Here is an 18,115-nt window from a genome sequence, read left to right as displayed (position 1 = left end):
ACGCTAGGCCGCGTCCAGCCGGCTCTTCCAGTCGCTCGACATGCCGAACATCGGCATGGAGACCTTGCCGTCCTCGCTGCGGCCGATCAGGTGCGGGCCATCGCCGCGCACGCTCTGCGGCACGCCGGCGGCGGCAAGCTGATAGGGCGAGACGCGGGCGCGGGTGCACAGGCCGCCGTTGCCATCGGACACCAGCATCGTCTCGAACTCCAGCCCCTGCTGGCTCTTGCGGCTGCGGCGCACCTTGCACACGCAGAGCTGGCCATCGCCCAGATCAAGCACGAAGTCGGTGCCGACGGGCACATCCACCAGCCCTTCGATCAGCGCGCCGGTGGCGGAAAGGTTGCGCAGCACCACGGGATAGTAGTGATTGTCGTGCACCACGCCGACACGGCGGAACATGGCAAAGCGTTCGTGCCGCTGGCGCGCGGGGCCGGCCGGTTCGATCACCCATTCGCCGTTGGCGATGTTGTCGACGAAGGCCGCGTTGGGAATCGGGCGGCTGTAGATGAAGCCCTGGACCAGCGTGACCTTCAACTGCTTCATCAGCTCGAACTGGTCGAAGCTTTCGATGCCCTCCGCCGTGGTGTCCATGCCCAGCGCATCGGCCAGCGCCACGATGGCGGCGATGATCGCCCGGTTGCGCGAATCCGCCCCGGTGGCGCCGCGGACAAAGGACTGGTCGATCTTGATCTTGTCGAACGGCGCCGTCTTCAGATAGGCGAGCGAGGAATAGCCGGTGCCGAAATCATCAAGCGCCAGCCGCACGCCCAGCCCTTTCAGCGCGTTGAAGCGGGCATCGGTGGTGCAGCCTTCCTGCAGGAACACACCCTCGGTGATCTCAAGCTCAAGCCGATCGGGATCAAGCCCGGTTGAGGCGAGCGCGCTGGCGACGATGGCGGGGAAGCTTTCATCCGCGAACTGCACGGGCGAGACGTTGACCGCCACCCGTAGGTTGCCCGGCCAGGCGGCGGCATCGGCACAGGCCTGGCGCAGCACCCATTCGCCGATAACCTTGATCAGGTTCGATTCCTCGGCAATCGGAATGAACCGGGCCGGGCTGATCATGCCGTGTTCGGGGTGGTTCCAGCGCACCAGCGCCTCCACCCCGGTGACCACGTTGGTCTGCGCCTTCACCACCGGCTGGTAATGCACCTCGATCTCGCCCTTTTCGAGCGCATCGTGGAGGTCTTCCTCCAGCAGGCGGCGATCCTCGGCCGCCTTGAGCAGATCAGGCGCGAAGAAGCGGAAGCGACCGCGCCCGCCGCCCTTGGCTGCATAGAGCGCCAGATCGGCGTTGCGGACGAGCGAGTCCTTGTCATCGCCATCATAGGGCGAGATGGCGACGCCGACCGAGGCGCCGATCATGCAGCGGCTGCCTTCGATGGTATAGGGCTGCGAGATCGAGGTGATCAGCGCGGTGGCGATATCGCCCAGCACGCCGCGATCGTCCTCGTCCGGCAGGATGATCTGGAACTCGTCGCCACCCAGGCGGCTGACCCGCTCCTTGTCGCCGATCACGCGGACCATGCGATCGGCCACCTGCTTGAGCAGGGCGTCGCCCGCCGCATGGCCCATGGTGTCGTTAACCTGCTTGAAGCGATCGAGGTCGATCAGCATGATCGCGCAGGAGCGCTGCTGCACGGCAAAGCCGGTCAGCGTCTTGTCGAGCAGCTGGCTCATGTGCCGGCGGTTGAGCAGGCCGGTGAGCGGATCGTGCAGCGCCTGGTGGCTGCTTTCCTCGGCGGAGAGGCGCTCCTCGGTCACGTCCTCGCAATGGCCGAGGAAGCCGGTGAAGCCGCGGCCGGCCTGGCGCGGTTCGCCGGCGAGCGACCACCAGCGCGTCTTGCCGTCGCGCTCGGAGCGGACCAGCACGCGTTCGAACCGGCCCTTGCGCGCCATCACGAACGGCAGGGTGCGCTCGCCCTCCCCATCCGGCCGCAGGAACAGGTCGAGCAGCGGGCGGCCGACGGCACCGTCATCACCGCCGAGCGCAGCCTGGGCCGAAGGCGACATGTAGGTGACGCGGCCATCCGCGTCAGTAGTCCAGAAGCAGCCAAGGCCGATCGCTTCATAGGCGCGGGCAAGCGCGGCGGCTTCGGACGTATCGAGCACGGCGGCACGATCGCCTCCAGCGCGCCCCATGCCCAGTATCGAACGCCCTTTTGCAAGCACGCCTGCGTCACTCCACCAGCCGCTGTCCTTCTCGAACGTTCTACGTAGTGCGTCTTCCCGGACGGTTAACGACAGCACCCAAACCGCAAGAATCCGATATCACACTGATTTCAAACATAAAAAAGGGCCGGAAGCGGGCTAGCGCTTCCGGCCTTAGTCTGTTCGCAGGAGGAACATGGTCTGGCGGAGTGGGGGAGAGAGGGAGAGGATCTGGCCCCCCACCCCGCCAATTCGGTAGGATCAGTAGTTGTAGGCGCGTTCGCCGTGCTCGGTGAGGTCGAGACCTTCACGTTCGGCTTCTTCGGTCGGACGCAGGCCGATGGTCTTGTCGAGGACGAAGAACAGGATGGCCGAGACGCCGCCCGAGAGGACGAGGGTGAGGATCACCGCCTTGAGCTGCGTGACGAACTGGCCAGCCATGTCATAGGCGCCGGCAGTGGCGGGGAACACGGTGTAGTCCACCCAGCCCTGGCCGCCGAGAGCCGGATCGGCGCAGATCGCGGTGCCCAGCGCGCCGACGATACCGCCGATGCAGTGGACGCCGAAGACGTCGAGCGTATCGTCGTACTTCAGCTTGTTCTTCACCGTGGAGACGAAGAAGAAGCAGATCGGCGAGACGATCAGGCCAAGGACGATCGAGGTCATCGGCGAGGCGTAGCCCGAAGCAGGAGTGATCGCGACGAGGCCGGCGACGGCACCCGAAGCGGCACCGAGCATCGACGGCTTGCCGTGCTTGATCTGCTCGACGATCGCCCAGGAGACGGCGGCGGCAGCGGTGGCGACGAAGGTGTTGATGAACGCCAGGGCAGCAAGGCCATTGGCTTCAAGGTTGGAACCGGCGTTGAAGCCGAACCAGCCCACCCACAGCAGCGAGGCGCCGATCATGGTCATGGTCAGCGAGTGCGGCGGGGTGTTTTCCTTGCCGAAGCCGACACGCTTGCCGATCACGAGGCAGCCGACCAGGCCGGCGATACCGGCGTTGATGTGCACCACGGTGCCGCCGGCGAAGTCCAGCGCGCCCCAGCCATAGAGCAGGCCGGCATCGGCGGTGTTGTCCGACAGGAAGTCAGGACCGGCGAAGTACCACACCATGTGGGCCATCGGGAAATAGACCAGCGTCAGCCACAGCACGGTGAAGATCATCAGCGGGGTGAACTTCACGCGTTCCGCGAAAGCGCCGACGATCAGCGCCGGCGTGATGCAGGCGAAGGTCATCTGGAAGATGACGTAGGCGTATTCGGGAATGTAGACGTTGTTGGAGAACGTGGCGGCGTAGGTGGTGGCGCTCACGCCCTGCAGGAAAGCCTTCGACAGGCCGCCAAAGTAGGGCGAACCGCCGGTGAAGGCCATCGAATAGCCCCAGCTGACCCAGCACAGCGCGGCAACCGACACGATCATGAAGACCTGCATCAGCACCGACAGCATGTTCTTGGTGCGCACCAGGCCGCCGTAGAACAGCGCCAGCGCAGGAATGCTCATCAGCAGCACGAGGGTGGAGGAGAGCAACATCCAGGTGGTGTCGCCCTTGTTGACCATGGTGGCCATCTGTTCAGGCGTCGGCGCCTTGATCGGCCCGGCGGCCTGCGCGAAAGCGGCGGTGGAGACGGCGAGCGAAAGCCCCAGCCCCGCTGCGCCACTGATCATCTTGCGGATCATATGGTTACCCCTCATGTCGGTTCAGAGCGCCGTATCGCCGGTTTCACCGGTACGGATGCGCGTGGCGGAGGCGAGGTCGAGGACGAAGATCTTGCCGTCACCGATCGCTTCGGTCGAAGCGGTCTGCTGGATCGTCTCGATGATCTGCGGAGCCAGGTCGTCGCTGGCGGCGATCTCGATCTTCACCTTGGGCAGCATGTTGGTCGAATATTCGGCGCCGCGATAGATTTCGGTCTGGCCTTTCTGCCGCCCGAAACCCTTCACTTCCGACACCGTCATCCCGGCAACGCCCAGGCCCGAAAGTGCTTCACGCACCTCGTCGAGCTTGAACGGCTTGATGATGGCAATGATGAATTTCATTCATGCCCCCTTTTCTCGGCCAATCCTTCACCGGGCGACCCGCCGGCTCGGGATACTTTGCAAAGGGCGTGCCAAATCCGTGAATCCACGGATTCCTTGGTTAACGCTGCAGGGGGAACTTCATCTGCCGGGGCACCGCGCCCGAATCTTGGGCAGGAATCTTGCAGTGCACAATTTTTAGGCAGCAGTCACAGCATGAGGTGCGCAAAAACGGGCAGGTGGTCCGATGCCACTGCGGCCAGTGGACTGTGATGCACGCCGAGCCGTTCGGCCTGCCATTCTTCCGTCACGACGATGCGATCCAGCTGCGCCAGTGGCCGCCGCGCCGGAAAGCTGCGCCCCGGCGCCAGCACGCGGAACCCACCCGGAAACGCCGCCAGCGCCCCGCCCTGCACCGACCATTCGTTGAGATCGCCCATCAGCACCGCCGGGGCCGGATCGCCGCACTGATCCAGATGCGCGCAGACAGCCTGCACCTGCTGCCGGCGGCGCAGGCCCGACAGGTCGAGATGCATGCCGATCACGCGGAAGCAGCGATCGTCCTTGCGCAGGGAGGCGCACACCGCGCCGCGCGGTTCCAGCGTGGGCAGGCGAACGGGGTTGACGTCCACCACCTCGATCTCGCGCCGCACCAGCAGGACATTGCCGTGCCAGCCGATGCTGGCGGGGCGCAGGCCGGGTGCCACCGGCTTCCACGGACTGTGATCATCCAGCGTCTGGCGCGGGATCACCGCCGCCCGCGCGCCAAAGCGGCGGTCCGCCTCCTGCAGCGCGATGACGTCGGCATCGATTTCACGCAGCACGGCCAGGATGCGGTCCGGGTCGCGCCGCCGGTCCAGCCCCACGCCCTTGTGGATGTTGTAGCTGGCGAAGGTCAGGCGCAGGCCGGAACTCAGAGGAAATCCTTCAGCGTGGAAACAAAGCGGTCGAACTGGTCATGGTGCAGCCAGTGCCCGGCGTTTTCGAACTCGACGACCTTGGCATTGCGGAAATGCTTGATCTGTCCATCGGTTTCCGGATTGCCCGCCCACGAATCCGCCCCGTTGAGCAGCAGCGTGGGGCAGCTGATCGCCTCCCACAGCTCGTGCTTGCGCTCGCTGGAGATGTCATAGGGGTGGTCGATGTGGACATAGGGATCGAACTTCCAGGTGAAGGTCCCGTCCTCGTTGCGGTTGATCCCGTGGATCGTCAGGTGCCGCGCCTGCTCGTCGGTCAGGTACGGGTTCTCCGTCTTCATGCGCGAATAGGCATCGGCCAGCGTGGGATAGCGGCGTGGCAGGCGGCCGGCGGCCTTGCGCTTTTCTGCGATGTAATCCCGGATGCGGCGGCTGAAGGGCACGTCCTTCATCCGCATTTCCCATTCCGCGTTGGGAAAGATGCCCTCGATCGCCACCAGCTTGCGCACGTCTTCGGGAAACAGCCCGGCATAGCGGAGCGAGACATTGGCCCCCATCGAATGCGAGACGATGGTGACGGGGGCAAGGTTCAGCTGATGCACCAGCTGCGCCACGTCATAGACCATGTCCATGATGCGATAGTTGCCGTCGCTGGCCCATTCGCTGTCGCCATGGCCGCGGTGATCCATGGCGATGACGTGCCAGTCCTCGCGCAGCGCCTCGGCCGTCCAGTCCCAGCTGCGGCAGTGGTCACGCCCGCCGTGGACCAGCAGCAGCGGCGGCTTGTCCGCGTTGCCCCAGTCCACATAATGCAGGCGCAGGCGTTGCGAGATGAAGGTGTTCGAAGTGGGGCCAAGCAGGTTCATGGGCCGCTAGGTGCCCTTGTTGCGATCCGCTTTCAACCCCTTCGCCTGCTAGGGGCGACTACCTTTCCTTCGTCGCGCTGAAGGTAAGCTCGGGGTTGCGCTCCTGCTGGTAGCCCACGTCCCAGGACGACCGTGCCATGAACACCGGGTCGCCGTCGCGGTCCTTGGCAAGGTTGCTCTTGTTGAAATCGGCAAAATCGCGCAGCGCGGCGTCGGTACCCTTCAGCCAGCGCGCGGTGTCGAAGGGCGAAGGTTCCAGCACCGCCTCCACCTTGTACTCCGCCTCGAGCCGCGAGATCAGCACGTCGAGCTGCAGTTGCCCCACCACGCCGACGATCCACTGGCTGCCGATCTCAGGGTAGAACACCTGGATCACGCCTTCTTCCGAAAGATCGTCCAGCGCCTTGCGCAGCTGCTTGGTCTTGGTCGGGTCCTTCAACGCCACCCGGCGCAGGATTTCCGGCGCAAAGTTGGGCAGACCGGTGAAACGCACGTCGTTGCGTTCCGACAGGGTATCGCCCACGCGCAGCGTGCCGTGGTTGGGAATGCCGATGATGTCGCCCGCCTCGGCCGTATCGGCGATCTCGCGGTCCTGCGCGAAGAACAGGATGGGAGAATGCACCGCGATCGGCTTGCCAAGGCCAGATGGCGTCAGCTTCATGCCGCGCTTGAACGTGCCCGAAACCATGCGCATGAAGGCGATCCGGTCCCGGTGCTGCGGGTCCATGTTGGCCTGCACCTTGAAGATGAAGCCGGTCACGTCCGCCCGCTCGGGATCGATCGTGCCCTGTTCGGATGACTGCGGCCGCGGCGGCGGGGCGAAGCGGGCGATCGCGTCGATCAGCTCTGCCACGCCGAAATTCTTCAGCGCCGATCCGAAATAGACCGGGGTCATGTCGCCGTGGCGATAGGCGGTCAGGTCGAATTCCGGGTAGCCCGCCTGCGCCAGCTCGATCTCCTCGGCGATGTCGTCGGGGACCGGCGCGCCCTCGCCCGGCGCATCACGACGGCCCAGGAACTCGCGGCTGTCGCCCTCGGGCCGGGCGATTGTGTTGCTGGCGAAATCGAGTACGCCCTGGAACACCCCGCCCATGCCGATCGGCCATGACATCGGCACCACGTCGAGCGCCAGCGCATCGGCCACTTCGTCCAGCGTCTCGAACACGCTGCGCCCTTCGCGATCCACCTTGTTGACGAAGGTGATGATCGGCACCGACCGCATGCGGCAGACCTCGAACAGCTTGCGCGTCTGCGGCTCGATGCCCTTGGCCGCGTCGATCACCATGATCGCCGAATCGACCGCGGTCAGCGTGCGATAGGTGTCCTCGGAAAAGTCCTCGTGCCCCGGCGTATCCAGCAGGTTGAAGACGATGCCGTCCTTCTGGAACGTCATCACCGAGCTGGTCACGGAAATCCCGCGCTGCTGCTCGATCTTCATCCAGTCGGACCGCGCGCGCCGCGCCGCGCCGCGCGCCTTCACCTCACCGGCAAGGTGGATCGCGCCGCCTTGCAGCAGCAGCTTTTCGGTAAGGGTCGTCTTACCAGCGTCGGGGTGGGAAATGATGGCGAAGGTGCGGCGATTGGACATGGGGAGCGCCCCTAGCCGAGGGGCGCGGCCCTGTCACGCATCAGCCACGCATCAGCGTCCCGAGAGGCAGGTCCGCAGGGCTTCGGCTTCCTGGTCGCGCAGCGGGCGACCGCCCGGCGTAGAAATCTCTAACCTTCGTCCGCGCGGATAATCGAATATGTCGATCATAACGCCACGTGCGCTGTTCCAACCACGGATGTGTTTCTCATTGCCGTTCACGGCGCTCCATCTCCGCGTCAGCGGAAACCGATCAGCCATGCAATGCGCAAGGCCATTTGCGGGCAACGCCGAATTGGCGAAGAGGAGGTGCCGAAGTTCGCGTGCCGCCTTCCTGTTGCTGTAGTCTGCGGCAAAGGCCAGCAGTCCGATCAGCGCAAGAATGAGCAGCGCCCACGTAATCGCTGCCCATCGCGGCGGGGGGGCGGCAACCGTCTCGCTCATGCCGGGCGCACCGTCACATCCATGCGGAACCGTGCCGTCTCGCCCGGCGGGAGCAGGACCACGCCGGGCTTTTCGCGGAAGTCGCCGTCGAAGCCCAGCGGATCGGAATGGCCCGCCCACGGTTCCAGGCAGATGTAGCGCGCGCCGGGCACCTGCCACAGGCCGAACATGTGCATGTCCGGAAACGCCACGTCGAGCCAGGCGCCGCCGTCCGCGCCATAGGATGCGGCGCGGCTGGCGAGGTCGGTCCAGATCACCGCATCGGCGCGGAACAGGTCGGCATCCAAGGCCACATCGCGCCCCTGCACCGGCGTGGGCGCGCCATCGGGCAGGAGCAGGCCACTCGCCTTGTCGATGCGGCGGATCGGCTGCGGCTCGGGCCGGTCGAACACCAGCCGGTGCGCCGCCTTGTCAGCCCCGCCGGGCAGCGGCCAGGCGAAGGCGGGATGGAAGCCGAAGCTGAAAGGCAGGTCCACCGGGTTCGGGTTGAACACGCTGGCTTCCATGCACAGCGTCATCCCCTCCACCCGGAACAGCAGGTCCAGCACGAAGCCGAAGGGATAGGCCGCGCGCGTATCGGGCGAATCCGTGAGGCGGAAACGCGCATGGGCCGCGGCCACCTCAACTGGCGCGAAGGCGCTGCGGCGGGCGAAGCCGTGCTTGGGCAGCGTGTAGTCCTTCCCGTCCAGCCGCAACCGGTCCTCAGCCAGCGCGCCGACGATCGGAAACAGCACCGGTGCGCGGCCGGACCAGAACGCCGGGTCGGCGTCGGTCATGTATTCCCGACCTTCGGCATCCGTGAGCGACCACAGCTCTGCCCCGAACGGGTTGATCGCGACGGTCAGCCCTTCGCTGGCGATGCGGACAAGGCCCGGCGCGTCGTCATCCTCCAGCGGTCTCACACGATTCCCTTCGATCATTTACCATTTGTTGGGCCAGCCGTGGCACAGCGTGCGCATTCCGTAACGGAAACGGCGGGGGCCACCGATGCGTATCAGGATTGCAGCGGTCGCGGCCTGCCTTTTTCTGGCAGGATGTTCAAGGCCTCCCCTGACCTGGAGCCTATCCCCCGAAGAAGCCTATGCCCGGCTTGAGCACGCCGATATCGCCGGTTTCCGCATGTCGCGCCAATGCGGCATCCTGATCTACTTCTCGCCGGTGAAGACACCAGGCAAGGCGATCCGCTGGATCGTGACCAGCAGCGGACAGATCGTGGCCCGCTTTGCCGTGCGGCTGGAGCCGCAGGGCGACGGCACCCGCGCGATCATCGACATCCCGGCAGACCCGCACGGCGGGGAGATCTACGATGGCGACAAGTTCTACCCCCGCCCCGCGCTCAAACAACCATTGCGCCCGGCCGTGGAGGAACTGGTCAACGCCGCGATGGAAGGGCGCACGTTCAATGGCGAAGGGCTGAACAATACCGACCGTGTCTGTTCGATCCAGCGTGGCGGATTGGAAAGCGGCGCCTTCCACTTCTCTGTCAATGACGATCCCGGCAAGGACAGCGCCGAAACCGCGCGAGACCGCGCCGCTGCGAACCGTGCCTCAACACCTGAAGACTATGCCGCGCCCATGGACAAGGCGATGGGAGATTGATGATGCGTTCCGTTCTTGCCCTGGTTGCTGCGCTGCTGCTTTCGGCATGCGGCAAGGGCACCTATTATCCCGTTCCGCCCAGCGAGGCGCGCAGCGCGCTGTTGGCGTCTGAAATCCCGGTGATGCTGTTCGGCAGCCAGGCAGGTGGCACCGAGGCCGTGATCCGCCGTGGCGATACCGTGGTCTGGCGCGTGCTGGACATGGACGACAACGAACTGCTGCGCCTGTCCGCACAGGTCCAGCCCGATGGCGAAGGCAGCCGCATCGTCACCGACGTGCTGCCGCCCGAAGGACCGAACAAGGCCCGCGCGGAAAAGGGCATTGCCGCCAATCCCCAGATTGCCGGGCTTTATCGCACCATCGCCAATGAGCAGGTGAATGCCGTGCTGAACCAGCGCGATTTCAACATGGCCAGCATTACCCCGGCGATGATGAGCGCCGCACTGGTCACGATGCCGCAGATCCAGCAGCAGGCGATGAAGGCCGCCAGCGAAGCGCAGAAGCAGGACCGCGCCAATATCCAGCGCGCCTATGAAGCCGATGCCCACGGCTGGGGCTCGGGCGGCGAAAGCGGGCCTGACACCAAATACGGGGAGCCGATGGACGGATCGGACGAATAAGCGCCCCCTGCAAATGCCAGATGCAATAGCTGGAATGCAGATAAGCCCTCCCCTGCGGGGAGGGGTTGGGGTGGGGAAAGCGCCCGCAAGGCCAGGCGTCTGCGCTGGCGTTGTAGCCCACCCCGCTGCGACCAACCCCCGCTTTCGCGGGGGAAGTCTCGCTGCCCCTCCCTGCCAGAGAGGGGTGAGATCCTATCGGCGATGCGCGGCGTCAACCGCGCAGCACGCCGCCCTGCTTGGCGGCGGCGGCCACCACCTTGTCGGCAATCGCCTTCAGCGCGGCTTCGTCGAAGCTCTTGTCCACCGGCTGCAGCGTCACCTCGATGGCGATGCTCTTGTGCCCTTCGGGCACGCCCGCGCCACGGAAATCGTCGAACACCCGCGCGGCAACGATCGCCTGCTTGTCAGCCCCCTTCACCGCACGAAGCAGATCACCCGCCGGCACGCCCAACGGCGCGAGGAAGGCGAAATCGCGCGTCACCGCCTGCAGCGCGGGCGGGGCGAAGTGGGTGCGGGCAAAGCCGCTGGCCGCCTTCTTCGCGGGGATGCGGTCGAGGAACAGCTCGACCGCCGCCACCGGGCCATCCAGGTCAAAGGCCTTGGCCGTGGCGGGGTGCAGCATGCCGAAGCGCGCCAGCACCTGCTTGGGCCCCAGCCGCAGCGTGGCGGACTGGCCGGGGTGGAACTGCGCCCCCGCCTCACCCATCACCTGCAGGTTCTCCACCGGCGCGCCCGCTTCGGCCAGCAGCGCCAGCGCCTCGGCCTTGGCGTCGAACGCGTCGAACGCCACCGCCTTGCCCGTCGCCCAGCCGCGCTGGGTGCGCTCGCCCGCCAGCACCACCGCAAGGCTCAGCTTCTCGTCGCTCGATCCGTTCTCGGCGCGCAGGTAACGGCGGCCGATCTCGAACAGACGCACCGACGATGCGCCGCGATCAAGGTTGCGCTTGGCCGCGCCGAGCAGACCCGGCAGCAGCGAAGGCCGCATCGCCTTCAGGTCTTCCGAAATCGGGTTGGCCAGCGTCCACGCGAACTGCCCATCGGCAAAGGCCGTCGCCTCAGCTTCGGGCAGGAATGACCAGGTCACCGCCTCGTGCAGCCCGCGCGCAGCCGCCGCGCGGCGCACGCGGCGTTCCAGCGCCTGCACCGGCGTCGCGGTCGGCTTGGCCACACCATCAGCCCGCGGCAGCGGGGTTGAAGGCACCGCATCCAGCCCGTGCACGCGGATCACTTCTTCCACGATGTCGGGCGCGCCATCCACGTCGGGGCGCCATGTGGGCACCGAAACCGCCCAGTGCTCGCCCGTTTCCACCACGCCAAAGCCGAGCGCGGCCAGGATGCGCTGCTGTTCGCTGGCGCTCATGGTCACGCCGCCCAGCTGCCCGGCCAGCGCCGGATCATAGGCCACGGTCTTCTGGCCGGAAGGCGCCGCGCCCGCGCGCACCACCTCGCTCGCCTCGCCGCCGCAGATCTTCACGATCAGGTCGGTCAGCAGGTCCAGCCCGGTATCGAGGAACGCCGGGTCCACCCCGCGTTCGAACCGGCCGCGCGCGTCAGACGTCAGCGCCAGCGCCTGCCCGGTGCGGGCGATGCGCTGCGGATTGAAGTAGGCCACTTCCAGCAGCACGTCGGTGGTAGTCTCGCTGCAGCCGGAATGTTCGCCACCCATGATCCCGGCCACGTCGTGCACGCCGGCATCGTCGGCGATCACGGTCATCTCGTGGTCGAGGATATAGTGCTTGCCGTTCAGCGCGGTCACGCCCTCTCCGTCCACCGCGCGGCGGGCGACCACCGCGCCGGTCAGCTTGGCGAGGTCATAGGCGTGCGCCGGGCGGCCATAGCCCAGCATCACATAGTTGGTGATGTCCACCAGCGCCGAGATCGGCCGCTGCCCGGCGCTCTTCAGCGCATCCTGCAGCCACTGCGGGCTCGGCCCGTTCTTCACGCCGCGGATCACCCGGCCGTGGAACGCGGGGCAGCCCTCGGGATCGTCGGTGCGGATCTCCACCGGGCAGGGATAGGCGCCGGGCACGTGCGCCACCTCGATCGGCTGCAGCGTGCCGATGCCGGCCGCCGCCAGATCCCGCGCAATGCCATAAACGCCCATGCAGTCCGGCCGGTTGGGCGTGATCGAAACGTCGAACACCGGGTCGCTGCCCAGGTAATCGGCAAAGCTGGTGCCCAGCGGCGCATCCGCCGGCAGTTCGATGATGCCGTCGTGCTCCTCGCCCAGCCCCAGTTCGCGCGTGGAGCACATCATGCCATTGGATTCCACGCCGCGGATCGCGCTCTTGCGCAGTTCCATGCCGTTGGCGGGCACCACCGCACCGGGCAGGCCCAGCACGCCAACCAGCCCTGCGCGCGCATTGGGCGCACCGCAGACGACCTGCAGCGGGTTGCCATCTCCCAGATCCACCGACAGCACCTGCAGCTTGTCCGCCTGCGGATGCTTGTCCGCGGTCAGCACGCGCGCCACGCGGAACCGGGTCAGCGCGGCAGAGGCATCCTCCACCCCTTCGATCTCCAGCCCCAGCGCGGTCAGCGTGCGCGCGATGGTGGCGGCATCGGCCTTGGTGTCGAGGAAGGTCTTCAGCCAGGACAGCGAAAACTTCATGGCCGCACTCCCACACCGCCGGAAAGGGTCGGCACGTCGAGCGCCCCGAAGCCATAGTGGCCCAGCCACCGCGCATCGCCATCGAAGAAGGCGCGCAGGTCATCCATCCCGTATTTCAGCATGGCAAGCCGATCCACGCCTGTGCCAAAGGCGAAGCCCTGCCATTCATCGGGGTCCAGCCCGCCGAATTCGATGACCTTGCGGTTGACCATGCCACTGCCCAGCACTTCCATCCAGCCGCCGTTCTCCACATCGCCGCCGCCGCCGACCACGCGCTTGCCGTTGATCACGGTGTAGCCCACGTCCACTTCCACCGAAGGCTCGGTGAACGGGAAATAGCTGGGACGCAGGCGCAGCACGATGTCGTCGCGCTCGAAGAACGCCTTGAGGAACGTTTCCAGCGTCCACTTCAGGTGGCCGAGGTGGATGCCCTTGTCGATCACCAGGCCTTCGATCTGGTGGAACATCGGGGTGTGCGTGGCGTCGCTGTCGCTGCGATAGACGCGGCCCGGTGCGATGATGCGCAAGGGTGCCCCCTGCGCCAGCATGGTGCGGATCTGCACCGGGCTGGTATGCGTGCGCAGCAGCATCGAACGGCCTTCGGCATCCTTGTCCGGGAAGTAGAAGGTATCGTGCATCGCCCGCGCCGGGTGCGTTTCGGGCATGTTGAGCGCGGTGAAGTTGTGCCAGTCGTCCTCGATCTCCGGCCCGCTGGCCACGGCAAAGCCCATGTCGGCAAAGATCTCGGCCAGCTCGTCCATCACCTGTGATACGGGGTGCACCGAGCCGCGCGGGGTTTCCGGCGCGGGCAACGACAGGTCCACCGTCTCGGCCGCCAGCCGTGCTTCCAGCGCCGCGCTTTCCAGCGCGCCCTTGCGCTCGCCCAGCGCCGCGGTCACCGCCTCGCGCGCGGCGTGGATCTTCGGGCCTTCGCTCTGGCGCTGTTCCGGGCTCATCGCGCCCAGCGTCTTGAGCAGGGCGGAAACCCACCCCTGCTTGCCAAGCGCGGACACGCGGATCGCCTCCACCGCATCGGCGGTATCGGCCGCGGCAATCGCCGCCAGGGTCTGTTCAAGCTGTTCCATCGCCGGTGCCGCTAGCGGGAATCGGCGCGGAATCCAAGCGGCGCGACGCGTTCAGACAGCGGCGCTTGATCGGCCGGCTTTCAGGGGATTATGCAGCGCCTGCACCGCCGCGCCCGCCGCCGCCTGCCGCGCCTGCATCACCGCCGCCAGCACCGGGTGCGGCTGCGCAGCATAGGCGCGCGGGCTCATGCCCATGAAGCGGTGGAAATCGCGCACGAACTGCGCCTGGTCATGATAGTGCCCGTCGATCGCGCCGATCCATTTCAGCGAGGGGTCGAGCATGTATTGCGAAAGGCTGCGCATGAAGCGCTGCCGCCGCAGCAGCAGGCGCGGCGTAAAGCCGAAGTGGCGGCTGCAGATGCGCTCCACCGTGTGCGCGGGCAGGCGCGCCAGCTCGGCCATTTCGGCCACGCTGCCCACATCCGGCTCCAGCAGCGCCGCATGCACCGCCTGGATGCGGGCGCGGTCGGGCACCTCGCCCACGTCGCGCGCGGTGAAATAGGCCACGATCCGCGCCAGCTCCGCCGCCTCGTCCGCCTCGCCATCGCGGAACACGCTTTGGATCAGCGGGATGAACGGCGCCAGCGCCGGCGCGGGCAGCGGGTTGAGCAGGCGGTCGGCCATCTCGCTGGCCGGCAGCCCGGCAAAGCGCGCCCAGCCCAGCGGCAGCAGGCCGATGCCCCACATCCGCGTGGACCCGATGGTGAAGCGCACCGCGCGGCTGCTCGGCCCGGTAAACGTCGCCGGCACGCCCGAAACATGATCGCGCCCGCCCAGGTCCGAATCCGGCAGCCCGCCCTGGAACAGGCGCAGGTTGGCCCATTCCGGGTGGAGCCAGTCGGTCACGGTCCCGCCCCCCGGCACGTCCATTTCCAGCACGTAGAAGGTGGTGAAATAGGGCTGCAATGCCGCAGGCGGCAAATGGAATCGGACCCGGACTGTGCAATCCCCGGCCAACATGTGCGCCCCGTTTTATACCCTTGGCCGTTGCATAACGCAGATTGCGTTTCTTGCAAGTATTGGATTTCGGGGAGACTTTGCCTTTCGCAAGGCAACAAAAAAGGCGCCCGTCTTGCGACGGACGCCCTTTTGTTGGGTTCGCTTGCCTTGGCTTACGCCGGCAGCGCGGCTTTCGCCTGCGCGATGACGGCGGTGAACACGCCACCTTCGTTCATGGCGAGGTCGGCCATGGCCTTGCGGTCCAGTTCGATCCCGGCGAGCTTCACGCCGTGGATGAACTGCGAATAGCTGAGGCCTTCGGCGCGCACGGCGGCGTTGATGCGCTGGATCCACAGGGCGCGGAAGGTGCGCTTCTTAACCTTGCGGTCGCGATAGGCATACTGGCCGGCCTTTTCGACGGCCTGGCGGGCGACGCGGATGGTATTCTTGCGACGGCCGCGATAGCCCTTCGCCTGATCCAGAATCCGCTTGTGCTTGGCACGGGTGGTAACACCACGCTTGATACGGCTCATAAGTCAGCGCTCCTCAGTTCAGCCCGTAGGGCGCCCACTTCTTGATCACCTTCGCATCGGCGTCGGAGATCACGTCCATGCCGCGGTTCTGGCGGATGTACTTGGCGTTGTGGCTGATCAGGCGGTGGCGCTTGCCGGCCACGCCGTGCTTGACCTTGCCCGTGGCGGTGAGCTTGAAGCGCTTCTTGACGCCGCTCTTGGTCTTCATCTTGGGCATTTTCGTCTCCTCGACTTGTGCGCGGAAAACCCGCCATGGCAGCCCTAGTTAGCCAGGCGAGTCAGCGAATCCGCGCAAACGGAAGCGGCGCCGTTAGGGGAAGCGGGCGCGAAAGGCAAGCGGAGACGGGGACTTCCCAAGATCCTCCCTGTTTTTGCCGCAGGCACAAACGGGAGGGGGATCGCACATGGAGTGGGTGGTCGATGGCTCATGCCCTTGCTCAAACGTATATACAACCTTATATACAACTCAATGCAGCGAAGCCAGATTGCCGGATTTGACTGGGACGAAGGCAACCGCACGAAGTGCCAGAAGCATGGCGTTACCCTTGCGGAGATCGAGGCGGTGTTCCGCCATCCGCACCGGATCATGCCAGACACGGCGCACTCCGATGCGGAAACCCGCTTTCTCGCCGTCGGATCAGGCGGCGGGCCACGCCCGGTCTTCCTGGCGTTCACTCTGCGCCAAGTCGACGGCGCAACCCACATACGGCCGATCAGCGCCCGTTACATGCATCGCAAGGAAATCGAGCACTATGAACAAGCCGCTCCCCCATCTGACCACTGACGAGGACGCCGAGCGTTTCGTTGAGGAGGCCGATCTTTCGCAGTTCGACCTTTCCGCATTCAAGGCGCACAGCTTCGAATTCGCGCCGAAGTCCCGCCAAGTGAACATGCGCTTCCCAGAAGCTCTGCTCGATGCCGTGAAGGCCAAGGCAGCCGCGCAAGGCATGTCCTACCAACGCTTCATCCGCCAAACTCTGGAAGCCGCAATCGGCAAAGCCTGATGAATCTGTCTTCACTTAACGCAGAATTGGTCGAGGTCGGCGTACGCCCCGATGCATACAGCATTTCGCCCGTCGCTGACGCCCCGCTTGACGCAACAGAAGTATACGTCCTTCGCAGAAGGCGCGCTGGCCGGATCGGCAACCCGGACTACTGGGTAACCTTCTATTCGGAACGAGGCCATGAGAATGGTTTCAAGCGTTTCGAAACAGAAGCAGAAGCGTGCCGGCACTTCCTGCTGTGGGTTAGCGCCGACCAAACGGCCCATGTCACTCCACGTTGGGTCGTCCTCACCCCCGCCCGATATCCCCCAGCTCATACGGCGTCGTCTGGTATGTCTCGTTGATCCAGTTGCCATAGAGCAGGTGCCCATGGCCGCGCCATGAATTGACCGGGTGCGCGTGCGGGTCGTCGCCGGGGAAGTAGTTGCGCGGCAGGTACTTGCCTTCATCCCGCGCGTATTCGCCCGCCAGGGTCAGCGTGTCGTACTCCAGGTGGTTGAACATGTGCAGCGCGGCGTGGGCCGGGTCGTCGATCAGGCACAGGCCGGTGGCGTCGCTTTCCGCCAGCACGGTCAGGCCGCGCCCTTCGGGCAGGTCCTCGCGCCGCACCTCGCTCCATCGGCTCACCGGCACGTCGAAGACATCGGGCAGCCCGCGCATCCACACGCTGGCCGGCTGGCGGTTGAAGTGCGGGAACACGCCCGATGCCTTCTCTTCCAGCACATGCTTTTCCACACCGTGGAAATGGTGCAGCGCCGCCATCGCGCCCCAGCACACGCTCAGCGTGCGGTGCACGTTGGTCTGGCTCCAGTCGAAGATGCGGCGCAGCTCGTCCCAGTATGTCACGTCCTCGAACGGCATCGTCTCCACCGGCGCGCCGGTCACGATCAGGCCGTCATACTTCTCCTGCGCCACGTCGGCCCAGGGGCGGTAGAACTCCGAGATGTGCCCGGCCGAGGTGTTCTTGCTCACGTGGTCGGAAATGCGCAGCAGTTCCAGCTCCACCTGCAGCGGCGTTGCGCCCAGCACGCGGGCGATCTGCGTCTCGGTGGTGATCTTGTCGGGCATCAGGTTCAGCAGCGCGATGCGCATGGGCCGGATGTCCTGCCGCGCGGCCTCGGTCTCGGCCATCACGATCACGCCTTCGGCTTCCAGCGTGCGGCGGGCGGGCAGGTTGTCGGCAATGCGGATCGGCACGTCTTCAATTCCCTCGGCATGGGCGGGGACAGGCGCTTTACGAGATGGGGCTTGGCTCCGCTTCGTTGCCGGACCGGCCACATCCCTCCGTGCAGGAGGCGCCACCTTGCCGGGAGAGGCAGGTTGGCGTCGGGGCGACTTCCCCAACTCTTGATGCTGATCAAGGCATGTAGCCGCGCGATGCGGCAATTGCAATGCGGGGCGATCCTCCTGCCCCAGCATGCAATCGCGCAAGAACCCTGGACGAAGGGGACTTGCTATTGCGAATGCCTCGCATTACAAATGCGAAGGACTCGACGGGAGCCTGCGCCGATGTACGTCTGCATCTGCAATGCCATTCGTGAAAAGGACCTGCGTGGCGCGGCGCGCAGCTGCCCGCGCAGCGATGCCGAAGCACTCTATGGCAGGCTGGGGTTCAAGCCGCAGTGCGGCCAGTGCCTGGAAGACGCCGACGAGATCGTGGCCGACGAACGCGCCTGCCAGCCCGCCTGATCTTCCCCGACATTTCCTTTCCGGGCCGCTTGCCAGCGACGCGGCCTCAGCGC

19 protein-coding genes and 1 riboswitch are annotated in these 18,115 nt (G+C 65.9%); of the genes, 5 read left to right on the top strand and 14 right to left on the bottom strand.

Translation table 11 applies throughout. The annotated features are described in order from the left end of the window. Positions 1 to 3: 3 nt before the first annotated feature. From POM99_RS02520 to POM99_RS02485, 8 genes are all read right to left on the bottom strand, one after another. Positions 4 to 2,145 (bottom strand): EAL domain-containing protein, encoded by a 2,142-nt coding sequence (locus POM99_RS02520; protein WP_277275226.1) that lies wholly within the window; start codon positions 2,143 to 2,145, stop codon positions 4 to 6. Positions 2,146 to 2,415: 270 nt separating this feature from the next. Beyond that, complete coding sequence (locus POM99_RS02515) at positions 2,416 to 3,831, bottom strand: ammonium transporter (protein ID WP_277275225.1); 1,416 nt, start codon at positions 3,829 to 3,831, stop codon at positions 2,416 to 2,418. A gap of 21 nt (positions 3,832 to 3,852) precedes the next feature. After that, the gene (locus POM99_RS02510; RefSeq protein ID WP_225008382.1) at positions 3,853 to 4,191 is read right to left on the bottom strand and encodes a P-II family nitrogen regulator; all 339 of its coding nucleotides are present in this window, start codon (positions 4,189 to 4,191) and stop codon (positions 3,853 to 3,855) included. A 188-nt stretch (positions 4,192 to 4,379) separates the two neighbouring features. Then, positions 4,380 to 5,075, bottom strand: a complete 696-nt coding sequence (locus POM99_RS02505) for an endonuclease/exonuclease/phosphatase family protein (protein ID WP_277275378.1) — start codon at positions 5,073 to 5,075, stop codon at positions 4,380 to 4,382. Positions 5,076 to 5,083: 8 nt separating this feature from the next. Next, the gene (locus POM99_RS02500; RefSeq protein ID WP_277275224.1) at positions 5,084 to 5,953 is read right to left on the bottom strand and encodes an alpha/beta fold hydrolase; all 870 of its coding nucleotides are present in this window, start codon (positions 5,951 to 5,953) and stop codon (positions 5,084 to 5,086) included. A gap of 58 nt (positions 5,954 to 6,011) precedes the next feature. Next, the gene (locus POM99_RS02495) at positions 6,012 to 7,541 is read right to left on the bottom strand and encodes a peptide chain release factor 3 (RefSeq protein WP_277275223.1); all 1,530 of its coding nucleotides are present in this window, start codon (positions 7,539 to 7,541) and stop codon (positions 6,012 to 6,014) included. 51 nt (positions 7,542 to 7,592) lie between these two features. After that, positions 7,593 to 7,982, bottom strand: a complete 390-nt coding sequence (locus tag POM99_RS02490) for a hypothetical protein (protein WP_277275222.1) — start codon at positions 7,980 to 7,982, stop codon at positions 7,593 to 7,595. Continuing rightward, complete coding sequence (locus POM99_RS02485) at positions 7,979 to 8,902, bottom strand: aldose 1-epimerase family protein (RefSeq protein WP_277275221.1); 924 nt, start codon at positions 8,900 to 8,902, stop codon at positions 7,979 to 7,981. Before POM99_RS02485 ends, POM99_RS02490 begins: the two co-directional genes overlap by 4 nt. A gap of 67 nt (positions 8,903 to 8,969) precedes the next feature. Between POM99_RS02485 and POM99_RS02480 the strand changes: the two genes are divergently transcribed. Together POM99_RS02480 and POM99_RS02475 are read left to right on the top strand one after the other, a co-directional pair. Further along, on the top strand, positions 8,970 to 9,581 hold the full coding sequence (locus POM99_RS02480) for a hypothetical protein (protein ID WP_277275220.1): 612 nt from the start codon (positions 8,970 to 8,972) through the stop codon (positions 9,579 to 9,581). Then, entirely contained in the window at positions 9,581 to 10,201 is a 621-nt protein-coding gene (locus POM99_RS02475) for a hypothetical protein (protein WP_277275219.1), read from the top strand. The genes POM99_RS02480 and POM99_RS02475 overlap by 1 nt, the downstream gene beginning before the upstream one ends. 211 nt (positions 10,202 to 10,412) lie before the next feature. Here the strand turns inward: POM99_RS02475 and pheT are convergent, their stop codons facing one another. The 5 genes from pheT to rpmI all read right to left on the bottom strand — a co-directional run bounded on the left by pheT (position 10,413) and on the right by rpmI (position 15,586). Next, positions 10,413 to 12,812 (bottom strand): phenylalanine--tRNA ligase subunit beta, encoded by a 2,400-nt coding sequence (gene pheT / locus POM99_RS02470; protein WP_277275218.1) that lies wholly within the window; start codon positions 12,810 to 12,812, stop codon positions 10,413 to 10,415. After that, a complete protein-coding gene (gene pheS / locus POM99_RS02465; RefSeq protein WP_277275217.1) occupies positions 12,809 to 13,897 on the bottom strand; it encodes a phenylalanine--tRNA ligase subunit alpha in 1,089 nt (362 codons plus the stop codon). The genes pheT and pheS overlap by 4 nt, the downstream gene beginning before the upstream one ends. A 51-nt stretch (positions 13,898 to 13,948) precedes the next feature. Further along, entirely contained in the window at positions 13,949 to 14,803 is an 855-nt protein-coding gene (locus POM99_RS02460) for a helix-turn-helix domain-containing protein (RefSeq protein WP_277275216.1), read from the bottom strand. Positions 14,804 to 15,009: 206 nt separating this feature from the next. Beyond that, the gene (gene rplT, locus POM99_RS02455; RefSeq protein WP_277275215.1) at positions 15,010 to 15,369 is read right to left on the bottom strand and encodes a 50S ribosomal protein L20; all 360 of its coding nucleotides are present in this window, start codon (positions 15,367 to 15,369) and stop codon (positions 15,010 to 15,012) included. Positions 15,370 to 15,382: 13 nt separating this feature from the next. Next, positions 15,383 to 15,586, bottom strand: coding sequence for a 50S ribosomal protein L35 (gene rpmI / locus POM99_RS02450; RefSeq protein WP_225008372.1), 204 nt, complete (start codon positions 15,584 to 15,586; stop codon positions 15,383 to 15,385). Between the two features lie 252 nt (positions 15,587 to 15,838). Here rpmI and POM99_RS02445 point away from each other — a divergent pair, with 252 nt between their 5' ends. Both POM99_RS02445 and POM99_RS02440 read left to right on the top strand, forming a co-directional pair. After that, a complete protein-coding gene (locus POM99_RS02445) occupies positions 15,839 to 16,153 on the top strand; it encodes a BrnT family toxin (protein WP_277275214.1) in 315 nt (104 codons plus the stop codon). Next, positions 16,122 to 16,373, top strand: a complete 252-nt coding sequence (locus tag POM99_RS02440; protein WP_277275213.1) for a CopG family antitoxin — start codon at positions 16,122 to 16,124, stop codon at positions 16,371 to 16,373. Before POM99_RS02445 ends, POM99_RS02440 begins: the two co-directional genes overlap by 32 nt. Positions 16,374 to 16,661: 288 nt before the next feature. Here the strand turns inward: POM99_RS02440 and POM99_RS02435 are convergent, their stop codons facing one another. After that, a complete protein-coding gene (locus POM99_RS02435) occupies positions 16,662 to 17,570 on the bottom strand; it encodes a homoserine O-succinyltransferase (RefSeq protein WP_277275212.1) in 909 nt (302 codons plus the stop codon). A gap of 51 nt (positions 17,571 to 17,621) precedes the next feature. Further along, a riboswitch (SAM-I-IV-variant riboswitch) is annotated at positions 17,622 to 17,732 on the bottom strand. A 150-nt stretch (positions 17,733 to 17,882) separates the two neighbouring features. Here POM99_RS02435 and POM99_RS02430 point away from each other — a divergent pair. Next, complete coding sequence (locus tag POM99_RS02430) at positions 17,883 to 18,062, top strand: (2Fe-2S)-binding protein (RefSeq protein ID WP_277275211.1); 180 nt, start codon at positions 17,883 to 17,885, stop codon at positions 18,060 to 18,062. The last annotated feature ends 53 nt before the right edge of the window (positions 18,063 to 18,115 follow it).

The sequence above is a fragment of the Novosphingobium cyanobacteriorum genome, assembly GCF_029436685.1.
Taxonomy (GTDB): domain Bacteria; phylum Pseudomonadota; class Alphaproteobacteria; order Sphingomonadales; family Sphingomonadaceae; genus Novosphingobium; species Novosphingobium cyanobacteriorum.
The sequence above is the reverse complement of the archived record's forward strand: the minus strand, read 5'-3'. Positions and strand labels throughout refer to the sequence as shown.

Coding starts and splice junctions, on each gene's coding strand:
- POM99_RS02520 (WP_277275226.1), bottom strand. CDS start 2,145: ATGGGGCGCGCTGGAGGCGATCGTGCCGCCGTGCTCGATACGTCCGAA.
- POM99_RS02515 (WP_277275225.1), bottom strand. CDS start 3,831: ATGATCCGCAAGATGATCAGTGGCGCAGCGGGGCTGGGGCTTTCGCTC.
- POM99_RS02510 (WP_225008382.1), bottom strand. CDS start 4,191: ATGAAATTCATCATTGCCATCATCAAGCCGTTCAAGCTCGACGAGGTG.
- POM99_RS02500 (WP_277275224.1), bottom strand. CDS start 5,953: ATGAACCTGCTTGGCCCCACTTCGAACACCTTCATCTCGCAACGCCTG.
- POM99_RS02495 (WP_277275223.1), bottom strand. CDS start 7,541: ATGTCCAATCGCCGCACCTTCGCCATCATTTCCCACCCCGACGCTGGT.
- POM99_RS02490 (WP_277275222.1), bottom strand. CDS start 7,982: ATGAGCGAGACGGTTGCCGCCCCCCCGCCGCGATGGGCAGCGATTACG.
- POM99_RS02485 (WP_277275221.1), bottom strand. CDS start 8,902: ATGATCGAAGGGAATCGTGTGAGACCGCTGGAGGATGACGACGCGCCG.
- POM99_RS02480 (WP_277275220.1), top strand. CDS start 8,970: ATGCGTATCAGGATTGCAGCGGTCGCGGCCTGCCTTTTTCTGGCAGGA.
- POM99_RS02475 (WP_277275219.1), top strand. CDS start 9,581: ATGATGCGTTCCGTTCTTGCCCTGGTTGCTGCGCTGCTGCTTTCGGCA.
- pheT (WP_277275218.1), bottom strand. CDS start 12,812: ATGAAGTTTTCGCTGTCCTGGCTGAAGACCTTCCTCGACACCAAGGCC.
- pheS (WP_277275217.1), bottom strand. CDS start 13,897: ATGGAACAGCTTGAACAGACCCTGGCGGCGATTGCCGCGGCCGATACC.
- rplT (WP_277275215.1), bottom strand. CDS start 15,369: ATGAGCCGTATCAAGCGTGGTGTTACCACCCGTGCCAAGCACAAGCGG.
- rpmI (WP_225008372.1), bottom strand. CDS start 15,586: ATGCCCAAGATGAAGACCAAGAGCGGCGTCAAGAAGCGCTTCAAGCTC.
- POM99_RS02445 (WP_277275214.1), top strand. CDS start 15,839: ATGCAGCGAAGCCAGATTGCCGGATTTGACTGGGACGAAGGCAACCGC.
- POM99_RS02440 (WP_277275213.1), top strand. CDS start 16,122: ATGAACAAGCCGCTCCCCCATCTGACCACTGACGAGGACGCCGAGCGT.
- POM99_RS02430 (WP_277275211.1), top strand. CDS start 17,883: ATGTACGTCTGCATCTGCAATGCCATTCGTGAAAAGGACCTGCGTGGC.